This window comes from Enterocloster bolteae, assembly GCF_002234575.2.
GTDB classification, from domain to species: domain Bacteria; phylum Bacillota; class Clostridia; order Lachnospirales; family Lachnospiraceae; genus Enterocloster; species Enterocloster bolteae.
In genome coordinates this window covers 3623741-3636052 of sequence record NZ_CP022464.2, presented here as the reverse complement: position 1 = coordinate 3636052, position 12312 = coordinate 3623741, and the positions used below count along the sequence as shown (strand labels likewise).

Sequence of the window (12312 nt, the reverse complement as noted above, 5' to 3'; positions counted from 1 at the left end):
ATAAATATAAAAAAGTTGACCCAAAAAGGCCTTTAACAAAGAATGAAAGCGAGGAAGTAAATATGAGTTATTTAAATGATCAGGTAGGATACAGAGAGGAATTACTGGCAACACGTTCTGTAATCAAGAAAGAAAATTATGTTCTGCTGGAACCGGACGGTCTGGTTAAGAACAGCATCCCTGGTTATGAGAACTGCGACGTAACCATTCTGGGATCACCTGCCATGGGAGCTACCTTTGCGGATTATCTGGTTACGGTAAAGGAAGGCGGAAAAAACAGCGGCATTGGCGGTGAAGGTCTGGAGACGTTCATTTATGTACTGGCCGGCGAAGTGGTTGTCAAGAATGCCGACAAGGAAGAGAGCCTTACCGAGGGCGGTTATATCTTCTCCCCTGAGAGCGTTAAGGTTTCCTTTGAAAACAAGAGCGGCAAAGAAGCCAGGCTGTATGTATATAAGCGCAGATATGAGAAGATTGAGGGATACAGCGCATTTACGGTAGTGGGAAATGCCAATGATATTCCCTGGACAGAATATGAGGGAATGGACAACTGCCACATCAAGGATTTCCTTCCGGCAGCAGGTAATTTCGGATTTGATATGAACATGCACATCCTGAAGTTCAAGCTGGGAGCGTCCCACGGCTACGTGGAGACACATATCCAGGAGCACGGAATGTATTTCCTGTCAGGCAAAGGCATGTACAGGGCTGACAATGACTGGGTACCGGTAAAGGCCGGAGATTACATGTTCCTGGACGCATATTGCCCGCAGGCATGTTATGCGGTGGGACGTGAAGAGGATTTCGCGTATATTTACTCCAAGGATTGCAACAGAGACGTGCAGTTATAGAATATTGAGAAGAAGCGGGGTGCAGATATGAAACTTTCCCATGATGAGTTAAAGGGGTTAATGAAAAATAAGCTGATGCAGGCGGGGCTGAAGGCGGATCATGCGGATATGACGGCTGATGTCCTCACCTGGTCTGACGAAAGGGGTTATCACTCCCACGGGGCTGTGCGCGTGGAGTATTACAGCGAGAGGATTGCCAAGGGCGGCATCACGGTTGATCCGAAGTTTGAGTGGAGGGAGACAGGACCTTGTTCCGCTGTCTTTGAAGGGGACAACGGCTGCGGATATGTGGCGTCTGTGCTGGCCATGGAAAAGGCCATCGAGATGGCAAAGAAGTCCGGCATCGCAGTGGTTGGCATCCGCAACATTTCCCATAGCGGCTCCATTGGTTATTATACGGAAATGGCCGCCAAGGCGGATCTGGTGGCGATTGCATGCTGCCAGTCCGATCCGATGGCAGTGCCGTACGGCGGGATAGAGCCTTACTACGGTACCAACCCCATCTCCTTTGCAGCCCCCACGGCTGACGAAAGAACGGTTGTATTCGACATGGCTACCACGGTCCAGGCATGGGGCAAGATACTGGACAAACGCTCCAGGCATGAATCCATTCCCGACACATGGGCAGTGGACGCCAAGGGACGTCCGGTTACGGATTCCCGCCTTGTGAATGCCCTGGTACCAATTGAAGGCGCCAAGGGATACGGCCTGATGATGATGGTGGACATTTTCTCGGGCGTGCTTCTGGGAGTTCCCTTTGGGAAGCATGTAAGTTCGATGTACCATGACCTGTCGGCAGGCAGGGAGCTGGGACAGATGTTCATTGTCATGGATCCGTCCAGATTCGTGGGATTAGACGCATTCAAGGCGTCCATGTCACAGGTGCTTGATGAGCTGGGAGAGATGCCGGCCGCAGAAGGCTTTGATAAGGTGTATTATCCGGGTGAGCGCGCAGTCATGAGGCGGGATAAAGCCTATGCCACGGGCGGCGTGGAGATAGTTGATGAAATCTATGAGTATTTAAAGAGCGATAAGGTACACTTTGATAAATATGACCACAAAAACAGGTTTGCCGAATAAGGAGAAGGGGAGCGTATGTTAAAAACCATAGTAAAAAAAGGGAGTTATCATGATTCTGTAGTCCTTATGCTTTTGACTAACCAGATTTCTTCCATAGAAGGTGTAAAGAAGGTTTCCATCATGATGGCAACTCCTGCCAACAAGGACATTTACAGGCAGAGCGGCCTCAGTACCAGCGAGCTGGAGGAGGCGTCCGCCAATGATATGGTGGTAGTGGCTGATGTGGATGACGACGGGCTGCTTGACGTGATCATGGAGGAAGTGGAGGCGTTCTTTAAGAAACAGTCCACTTCAGAGTCGGATAAAAAGGGAGCGGAGGCGGTCCGGTCCTGGGATAAGGCACTGGGAAAGCTGGCGGACGCCAATCTGGCGGTGATTTCCATACCGGGCGCCTATGCGGCGCTGGAGGCTGACCGGGCATTGGATGAGGGCATGAACGTATTCATGTTCAGCGACAATGTTACGCTGGAGGATGAGATTAAGTTAAAGAAAAAGGCCCATGAAAAGGGGCTGGCTGTTATGGGGCCGGACTGCGGTACCGGAATCATCCAGGGCGTGCCCATTGCGTTTACCAATCACGTGGCTCCGGGACCCATCGGCATCATCGGAGCGTCAGGCACCGGCATCCAGGAGCTGACCACCATCATAGACCGTCTGGGAGAGGGCGTTAAAAATGCCATCGGCACCGGCGGCAGGGATCTGTCCACTGAAGTAGGCGGAATTACCATGATGGATATGATTGAGGCCATGGAAAAGGATGATACCGTGAAAGTGCTGATCATCATATCCAAGCCTCCGGCAAAGGCTGTGAGGGACAGGATTTCCGACCGGCTGAGCAACTTTAAGAAACCGGTTGTCACCTTGTTCCTGGGTGAGAAGCCGGAGTACCATGAGGAAAACTTCTACCATGCGTATACACTGGATGAAGCCGCCCGCCTGGCCGTGGGTCTGGTGAGGGGCCAGGATATCGCAGAGGGCAGCGTGGAGGTGGATTCCTCCAGCTTCTTCGCGGCAGAGGAAAAGAAGACAATCAAGGCATACTACTCAGGAGGCACCCTGGCAGGGGAAGCTGCCATGTTAATCAAGGATGCCCTGAACCTTAAGGTTCCGCCCCAGAAGGCAGAAGGTTTTATGTTAAAGACCGACGGACATATCGTGGTGGACCTGGGAGACGATGTATACACCCAGGGCAAGCCTCATCCCATGATTGATCCTGCCAAGCGCATTGAGTGCATGCAGGAGGCGATAGACGACGGGTCCACAGGCGTTATCCTTTTGGACATCATGCTGGGTTACGGTTCCCATGAGGATATGGCCGGGGCCCTCCTCCCTGCAATTATCCGCCTTCGCGACAAGGCCAGGGAGGAAGGGAGAAAATTATTCTTTGTGGCCACTGTATGCGGGACAAGAAGGGATTTCCAGGGTTATGACAAGGCCGTGGAAACACTGAAGGAAGCAGGGGTCATTGTATGTGAGAATAATAAGCTGGCTGTACATACGGCAATCCGCGCCATCGGTCTGGACTTTGAAGAGCCGGTGAAGGAAATCCGCCCCAAGACAACAGCCCGGATCCAGAAAACGGAAGCATCGGAAAAACTCCTTGAACTTCTGTCACAGAAGCCAAGGGTCATCAATGTGGGCCTTAAGAGCTTTGCTGAGGTCATAGAAGCCTTTGGATGTGACGTGGTCCAGTATGACTGGGCGCCGCCCGCCGGGGGCAACGTGGAACTGATAAAGGTCCTGAATTTCCTGAGAAGCTGCCGGGAAATGAATATTGATGAGGCCAACCGCTCCGTTATCGCCAAAGTGGTTGCCAGCCAGCCTGTCATCAGGGATGTGGTGCCGGCTAAGTCTGTCATCAAAGAATTGAATGAGGGAAAGGTGATTCTCCATGCGGGACCGCCAATCCGGTTTGAGAACATGCCGGACCCGGTACAGGGTTCCTGTGTCGGCGCGGCACTCTTTGAGGGATGGGCCGCTACAGAGGAAGAAGCAAGAAAGATACTTGCATCCGGTGAAGTGACCTTTATTCCCTGCCATCATGTAAAGGCCGTTGGCCCCATGGGAGGCATTACCTCCGCCAACATGCCTGTGTTCGTGGTTGAGAACCAGACTGACGGCAATGAGGCATACTGTACCATGAATGAGGGAATCGGCAAGGTGCTGAGGTTCGGTGCATATTCCAAGGAGGTGGTTGACCGCCTGCTGTGGATGAAGGATGTGCTGGGACCAACCCTTGGAAGGGCCATCCGTTCCATAGGCGGACTGAATGTGAATCCTCTTGTAGCCAAGGCAATCGCCATGGGAGACGAGTTCCACCAGAGGAATATTGCGGCGTCCCTGGCTTTCCTGAAAGAGGTCAGCCCGGTGATTACCAAGATGGATATGGACGAAAAGGACCGCTATGACGTCATCAAATTCCTGGCTGATACAGACCAGTTCTTCCTGAATATCATGATGGCAACAGGTAAGGCCGTCATGGACGCCGCAAGGCAGGTAACCGACGGCACCATTGTCACTGCCATGTGCAGAAACGGCGTGGAATTCGGTATCCGCATAAGCGGCATGGGGGATGAATGGTTCACCGCTCCTGTCAACACGCCCCAGGGACTCTACTTTACAGGTTATGACGGTGAGGACGCCTGCCCGGATATGGGTGACAGCGCCATCACAGAGACCTTCGGCGTAGGCGGTATGGCCATGATCGCGGCTCCGGCCGTTACCAGATTCGTGGGAGCCGGCGGGTACGAGGACGCGCTTCGTACCAGCACGGAGATGACGGAGATCACCATTGACCGGAATCCCAACTTTATCATACCAAACTGGAACTTCCAGGGAACATGCCTTGGGATTGATGCCAGACTGGTGGTGGAAAAGGGTATCACACCAGTCATCAACACGGGAATTGCCCATAAGGTGGCTGGCTACGGACAGATAGGGGCCGGCACCGTACATCCGCCTATTGCATGTTTTGAAAAGGCAATCGCGGCATACGCGAAGAAACTGGGGTTCTCTTTGGACTAAGCTTATGATGTAAGGGAGATGGGGTTATGGATAAAAAAAGAGTAGTAATTGCCCTGGGCGGTAACGCCCTGGGCAAGGATATCGAAGAGCAGAAGCAGGCAGTGGCAAAGACAGCTGAGGTGATTGTTGACCTGGTGCAGCAGGGCATGGACCTGATTATCACCCACGGCAACGGCCCCCAGGTGGGCATGATCCAGAATGCCATGGACCAGCTGGCCTGCAGCTATGAGAATTACAAGGAAACACCGCTGCCGACCTGTGTGGCCATGAGCCAGGGGTATATCGGCATCGACCTGCAAAATGCCATCAAGTATGAGCTGTATAAGAGGAACATGGATGTAAAGGTATCCACGATCCTGTCCCAGGTGGAGGTGGACCCGGAGGACGAGGCATTTAAGAATCCCACAAAACCCATCGGCAGGTTCCTGACCGAGGAAGAAGCAAGGAAAAACATGGAAAACGGGATTCCCTGCATGGAAGACGCGGGAAGGGGTTACCGCATCGTGGTGGCCTCCCCCATGCCCATGAAAATCCGGGAGCTCAAGACCATTGAGACGCTGGTGGACGCCGGCCATATTGTCATTACCTGCGGCGGAGGCGGTATTCCTGTGGTGAATGACAATGGCAGGCTCTCGGGAGTCAACGCCGTCATTGACAAGGACAATGCCAGCAGCCTGCTGGCAGCGGAGCTGGAGGCGGATTACCTGATTATCCTGACCGCTGTGGAAAAGGTAGCCATCAATTTCGGCAGGGAGAACCAGGAATGGCTCAGTGACCTTACAGTAGATAAGGCCAAGGAGTACATTGCCCAGGAGCAGTTTGCCAAGGGGTCCATGCTTCCGAAAATCGAGGCAGCCATCCGTTTCGCACAGTCTGGGGAAGGCAGGCGTACACTTATCACCTTGCTTGACAAGGCGGCGGAAGGAATCGCCGGCAGCACGGGGACAGTAATACATAAGTAATCGGGAGATAAAATATGAACGTACCAACAAATCTGTTTATGTGGATAATGGCATGTCTGCCAATCATTGTCCTGCTGCTGTTAATGATTAAGTTCCAGTGGGGGGCTACGGAAGCAGCCCCCGTGGGGCTGGCCATTACGATTATTACCGGCATTGTATTCTATAAAGCTGATATCAGGTTGCTGGCAGCGGAAAGTGCAAAAGGAATATGGAGCGCTCTTATTATCCTGCTGATTGTATGGACTGCGATTCTTCTGTACCAGGTGGCGGATGAAGCCCGGGCCTTTCTTGTAATCCGCAACGGGATGAGAAAGCTTTTGCCCAATGAACTTTTGATGGTGCTGGCCCTGGGATGGATACTGGAGAGCTTTCTCCAGGGAATTACAGGATTTGGTGTACCGGTGGCAGTGGGAGCTCCCCTGCTCATGGGCATTGGAGTAGTTCCCGTATTCGCGGTCATCATACCTTTATTAGGGCAGGCATGGGGCAATACCTTCGGTACCCTGGCAGCTGCCTGGGATGCCCTGGCCATGTCCACCGGACTTGTGCCCGGTACGCCTGACTATCTGGCGGCTGCCTTTTGGGCAGGTGTGTTCATCTGGATGTGGAATGTGGTGATTGGTCTGGTGATATGCTGGTTCTACGGAAAAGGAAAGGCTGTGAGGAAGGGACTTCCGGCCCTCCTTATCCTGTCCCTGATTCAGGGAGGGGGAGAACTGCTTCTGACCCGGGTCAATACAACCATAGCCTGCTTCCTTCCGGCCTGTCTCTCCCTGGTGGCCCTGATACTGATAGGCAGAATGAAGATGTACAGACAGGAGTGGAGTGTGGAGGACAGCCGGATTATGGACCGTGGTGCCGCGTCAGGCACATCGGAGGAGACGCCGGACGGCATGACGCTGGTACAGGCATTTGTGCCTTATATCCTGCTGACGGTGGTTACCATGGTGGTGTTAGTGGTGCCTCCGGTAAATCGTTTCCTGAACCAGGTGTCCATTGGATTTTCCTTTCCAGAGACTTCCACGGGGTATGGATTCGTCAACCAGGCTACGGAACTGTTTTCGCCGTTGCGGCCCTTTACCCATGCCAGTATGTTCCTGTTTCTGTCATCCATTGCAGGGCTGGTGTATTTCGGCAGGCACGGATGGATTCGTCCGGGAGGCGTAAAGCGTGTGTTTGTCCGTTCCGTAACCATGTCCATGCCGTCGGGAATCGCTATCATCGGTCTGGTCATTATGTCCAAAATCATGGGCGGAACAGGGCAGACCAGTGTGCTGGCGGACGGAATAGCAAGGGTACTTGGTAAGACTTATGTCATATTGGCGCCTCTGGTGGGAATGGTGGGATCGTTCATGACCGGAAGCAATATGTCATCTAATATACTCTTTGGAGAGTTTCAGGTAACCACAGCCAATCTGCTTCATCTGAACCAGGCGCCAATCCTGGGAGCCCAGACAGCGGGAGGCTCTATCGGAAGCGCCATCAGCCCCAGCAATATCATCCTGGGGACTACCACAGCGGGAATCCTGGGAAGCGAGGGACAGGTGCTAAAGAGAATCATACCCTTCACGACCATTATGACGCTGGCAATCGGTATTATCGTATTTTTATCAGTGGCTGTTTCATAACGCGCAGGCAGTGCCGGGGCAGAGGAGGATGACATATGGAGACAGAGAAATTTTTCAAGACAAAAGGGGGCAGGCTCACAGTGGCCTTTGCAGCCATCCTGGCGGCCTTTGCCCTGATACTGACAGGACTTAAGATGCAGGGAGACGGGGCATGCCTGTTGGGATTTATCCTGCTGGTGGCGGCTATGCTGTACTCGCCGTTTAAGGTATATGTATTAGACAGAAAGAAATAAGAGGAAACCCAAGTTGGTTTCTAAAAAAGAATAGAGAGGGTTTACTAATGGTGATTGAGGAGATTACAGGCAGGATTGCCAGGGATTTGGAGCATTTAAAACAGTTTACGGCAACACCGGGAAACGGCTGCACCAGGCTGCCGTTCACAAAAGAGGCCAGGAAGGCCGTAGAGTATTTAAAGGAGCTGATGACGGAGAGCGGACTTGATGTGAGGGAAGACGCTGCCGGCAATGTGATTGGGGTATTAAAGGGTGAGGACTCCGAATTACCCTGTGTCATGATGGGCTCCCACTATGATTCTGTATATAACGGCGGAGACTATGATGGGATAGCAGGCGTCATCTGCGCCATTGAAGTGGCACGTCTCCTTTTAGAAGAAGGAATCAGGCCTAAGAGAGATTTCGTGGTGGTTGGATTCTGTGACGAAGAGGGAACACGGTTTGGAACCGGCTATTTTGGTTCGGGAGCCATCCTTGGCCACAGGGATGTGGACTATATGAAGAAATTCCGTGACAAAGACGGTATATCCATCTATGAGGCCATGAAGGAATACGGCATGGATCCGGAGCGGATCAAAGAAGCTGTCTGGGAAGACGGAAAAATCGGCTGCTTCCTGGAGGCGCATATCGAGCAGGGACCGGTCCTGGATACGGAAGGCACAGAGCTTGGACTGGTAGACTGTATCGTAGGCATTCAGCGCTACATGGTGACGGTGCACGGAAGGGCCGACCATGCAGGAACCACACCCATGGATATGAGGATGGACCCGGTGGACGCGGCGGCAAAGGTTATCTCAAGAATTGCTGACTGGGCCAGGGAAAAAGCGGACGGAACCGTTGCTACGGTGGGATATGTGAACACCATACCGGGCGGGATGAACATTGTGGCGGATACAGCGGAGTTCACAGTGGATATCCGCTCCAGAAATAACGACAATATAAATGATATTACAAACAGGATCAGAAAGGCTCTTGAACGGGCGGTTGGTGAGTATGGCGGCAGTTTTGACATGGAGAACAAACTGACCATAACTCCTGTGGAGCTTTCAGGGGAAATGCTGGATATCATGGAGAAAGAATGCGGGGAGCGGGGCTACAGCTGCAAGAGGATGTTAAGCGGCGCAGGCCATGATGCCCTGGAAATCGGCCAGGTACTTCCCACAGTCATGCTGTTTGTGCCGAGCAAGGACGGACGGAGCCATTGCCCGGTTGAGTTCACCAAGTACAGCGACCTGGCCAAAGCGGCAGTGGTTATGGAGAAGCTGGCAAAAGAAAAGGTCATGAAATAGCATATAAATAGCAAAAGGACACAGACGTGATATTTTATTATACGTCTGTGTCTGTTTGTGCTATAATTAGGAGGTAGTGTTGGCAGGACAAATGATGGCGGTGAGGAAAAAGATGGGATTAACAGTAAGAGAACTTCTTTTGGCAGAGGAAATGAAGGATATCAAGGTACTTGCAGGCGACAGGGGACTGGACAAGGAAATTAAGGGTGTGACAATCATTGAGGCGCCGGACATCGTAAAGTTTATTGACGGCGGGGAGGTACTTCTGACAGGTCTGTACGCTTTCAGATCCTGTACGGTAGATGAATTCCGCACGTATATTAACGAGCTGAGCAGAAAGAGTGTCAGTGCCCTTGTGTTAAAGCGGGGCAGGAAGGTGGAGAATGCGGACACCAAGATTGAACTGCTGTTCGCGTTTGCCCAGGAACATAACATTCCGGTTCTGGAGGTGCCGTTCGAGGTTTCCTTCCGGGATGTCATGAGTCTGATCATGGAACGGCTTTTTAACGAGGAGGTTACCAGGCTTAAGTATTTTAAGACAACCCACGACAATTTCGCAGCCCTTGCCATAGCTCCTGATTCCACAGGAAAAGGTGTGGATGAGATACTGGATGTGCTCTCCAAGCTGATCCGCAACCCGGTAGCCGTATACAACCAGAACCTGACCTGCCTGGCGGCTACGGACCAGGCGCCAAGGGAGTTCGCCGTCAGCAGGGACGCGGTGCCGTTTGATCCGGGCACTTATTCCAATTACACCTATATGAGGCAGAAGGGAGAGGTCCCCCAGTGCCTGATCCAGGTGAAGATGAGTTTCCGGGAGAAGATATACCTGGTGGTGACAGAGTTAAACCAGCCCTTTGGGACCATGGACTGCATAGCTGCAGAGAGCGCCATTACGGCCCTGCGCTTTGAGTTTTCCAGACAGTACGCGGTTACGGAGCTGGAGAAGAAGTTCCAGAATGATATTATACACAATATTCTCAATGGAAAAATCCATTCCATGGGAGAACTCCAGAAGAATACCAGCCTGCTGGGGGTCGACATCAACGGCAGCTACCGTGTGATTGTATTCGGCATGACAAATGAAAGCATGGCCAGGGGAGACTTTAAGGCAAAGGTAAAAGATATTGATGTCTTAAGCGATTTAATCCGAAGCCGTATATCCAAAGCCAAAATACATAACGATCTCGATAAAATCGTGGTGATACAGGAGGTGGAAAGGGAACAGACCCAGGAGGAATACCGCAAAAGCATCAAAAAGATAGCGGAACAGGTTCAGGCGGACGTGGCCAGATATAACAAGTATCTTAAAATCAAAGCGGGAGCAGGCAGAGTGGTGGACGGCATCATCAATCTTCCGGAGAGCTTTAAAGAAGCCAACGAGGCGTTCATGTTCGTGGATGTGGCGGGAGAGACGCCGGAGGACGGAGGCCCCCAGGTTATGCTGTTTGCGGACCTGGGCATATTTAAGCTGCTGTGCCAGTTAAGCGACCCTTCCATGCTGTTGGAGTATGTGCCGGAAGGGCTTCAGAAGCTTTATAACTATAAGAAACCCCAGAGGGATGATCTGATTACGACCCTGAGGGCGTATCTGGACCGGAATCTGAACCTTTCCAAGACGGCCCAGGATCTTTATGTTCACTATAAGACAGCGGTTTACCGCATTGAAAAAATAGAGAAGCTGACCGGGATTGATTTTGACAATGCCAACGAGGTGCTGGCGGTGCGGATTGGGCTGGTAGTGTATAAGATGATAGAGAATTACAACAAGGATTTTATATAGCAGCAGGGGTTTGTGGCTGTGAGAATTCAGCCTATAATATACCATAGAGAGATAGTTTATCCAGACTAGATAAATTATCTCTCCATTTTTATCAGTTTGCTCCGATGCAATCTGTTAAAATATTATCTATAATGTGCAATATAGATAAGAAGTTCAGGAAAGAAATAAACGGTGTGTGCAAGATTGACAACGAATAGAAGCGAGGAGGGGTTAAATGGATATCAATTTAGACAGGGTTCTCGGACGGCTGGAAGAGCTGTACCAATGCGGAGCCCAGGAAGACGGAACATTCACCCGCATGGCATATTCGCCGGAGGACAGGAAGGGACGGGAGATCTTCATGGACTATTTCCGGAAGCTGGGAATAGAACCTGAGATGGATGCTGCCGGAAACCTGATTGCCAGACTGGAGGGAGAGGATAAAACACTGCCTGCCATCATGACAGGCTCCCATCTGGACACGGTGCCGGACGGCGGAAGGTATGACGGGGCGCTGGGCTGCGTAGCCGGCCTGGAGGTCTGCCAGACACTGATTGAGAGCGGCAGAAAGCTGCGCCATCCGCTGGAGATTGTGGTATTCACGGATGAGGAGGGCTTCCGGTTCGGAAGCGGAATGTTGGGAAGCGGAGCCATGTGCGGACAGGACCTTCATGTCAGCGAGGAGGACCAGGATATGTACGGACAGGCCAGAGGGGATGTGCTTAAGGCCTGCGGATTAAAGGTGGCTGACCTGGGCAATGCCAGACGGTCCAAAGACTCGGTGCACTGTTTCCTGGAACTGCATGTGGAACAGGGGGCGTCCCTTCACAAGAAGCAGATTCCCGTAGGTGTGGTGACATCCATTGCAGGAGTGAGCCGGTTTGAAATCAAGATTACGGGAGAGGCCAACCATGCCGGGAGCACGGTGATGGAGGACAGAAAGGACGCGCTGGTGGCTGCGGCCAGATTCGTGGCCCGGGTTCCGGAAATCGTAGCTGCTTACGGTAATCCGTTTACAGTGGCAACCGTGGGAACCATGAAGGTGGTGCCCAACTCAGTGAATGTGATTCCGGGAGAGGCGTTCTTCCACCTGGAGATACGCGACCAGGATGAGAAAGTGATGGAAACCATAGAACAGAAGCTGAGAGAGTGCCTTGGGGAAATCTGTGAGGCGATGGGGGAAGAATACAGCTTTAACCGGTTCTCCTACCATGAGCCGGCGCCCATGACCGAATGGGTGAAGGATGCCATTGAAGCCTCTGTTAAAGAACTGGATATTCCTTACACGAAAGTCCCAAGCGGGGCCTTCCACGATTCGCTGCTCATGACAACGGTCTTTCCCACAGGCATGATATTTGTGCCAAGCGTGGGGGGAATCAGCCATTCCAGATATGAATTTACAGAGGGACGGGATATCGGACAGGGGTGCAGGGTGCTGCTGGAAACAGTCCTTCGTGTAGATGATATATAAAACTTGTGATAA

At 52.0% G+C, this 12312-nt stretch carries 9 protein-coding genes; all 9 read left to right on the top strand.

From position 1 onward, the window contains the following. Nucleotides 1-62 precede the first annotated feature (62 nt). On the top strand, nucleotides 63-851 hold the full coding sequence (allE, locus tag CGC65_RS17075; RefSeq protein WP_002564593.1) for a (S)-ureidoglycine aminohydrolase: 789 nt from the start codon (nucleotides 63-65) through the stop codon (nucleotides 849-851). A 27-nt stretch (nucleotides 852-878) separates the two neighbouring features. Next, nucleotides 879-1931: an ureidoglycolate dehydrogenase gene (gene allD, locus CGC65_RS17070; protein ID WP_002564592.1), complete on the top strand. Its 1053-nt coding sequence runs from the start codon at nucleotides 879-881 to the stop codon at nucleotides 1929-1931. 15 nt (nucleotides 1932-1946) lie between these two features. After that, nucleotides 1947-4955 (top strand): bifunctional FdrA/YlbE family protein, encoded by a 3009-nt coding sequence (locus CGC65_RS17065; RefSeq protein ID WP_002564591.1) that lies wholly within the window; start codon nucleotides 1947-1949, stop codon nucleotides 4953-4955. Between the two features lie 26 nt (nucleotides 4956-4981). Next, on the top strand, nucleotides 4982-5917 hold the full coding sequence (gene arcC / locus CGC65_RS17060; protein WP_002564590.1) for a carbamate kinase: 936 nt from the start codon (nucleotides 4982-4984) through the stop codon (nucleotides 5915-5917). A 14-nt stretch (nucleotides 5918-5931) separates the two neighbouring features. After that, nucleotides 5932-7545 carry an L-lactate permease gene (locus tag CGC65_RS17055; RefSeq protein ID WP_002564589.1) on the top strand — a complete coding sequence of 538 codons (1614 nt, stop codon included), beginning with the start codon at nucleotides 5932-5934 and terminating at the stop codon, nucleotides 7543-7545. Between the two features lie 35 nt (nucleotides 7546-7580). Then, nucleotides 7581-7778 (top strand): hypothetical protein, encoded by a 198-nt coding sequence (locus CGC65_RS17050; protein WP_002564588.1) that lies wholly within the window; start codon nucleotides 7581-7583, stop codon nucleotides 7776-7778. Nucleotides 7779-7825: 47 nt separating this feature from the next. After that, the gene (locus CGC65_RS17045) at nucleotides 7826-9067 is read left to right on the top strand and encodes a M20 family metallo-hydrolase (protein WP_002564587.1); all 1242 of its coding nucleotides are present in this window, start codon (nucleotides 7826-7828) and stop codon (nucleotides 9065-9067) included. Between the two features lie 94 nt (nucleotides 9068-9161). Continuing rightward, complete coding sequence (locus CGC65_RS17040; protein ID WP_002564586.1) at nucleotides 9162-10850, top strand: PucR family transcriptional regulator; 1689 nt, start codon at nucleotides 9162-9164, stop codon at nucleotides 10848-10850. 214 nt (nucleotides 10851-11064) lie between these two features. Beyond that, a complete protein-coding gene (locus CGC65_RS17035) occupies nucleotides 11065-12300 on the top strand; it encodes a Zn-dependent hydrolase (RefSeq protein WP_002564585.1) in 1236 nt (411 codons plus the stop codon). The last annotated feature ends 12 nt before the right edge of the window (nucleotides 12301-12312 follow it).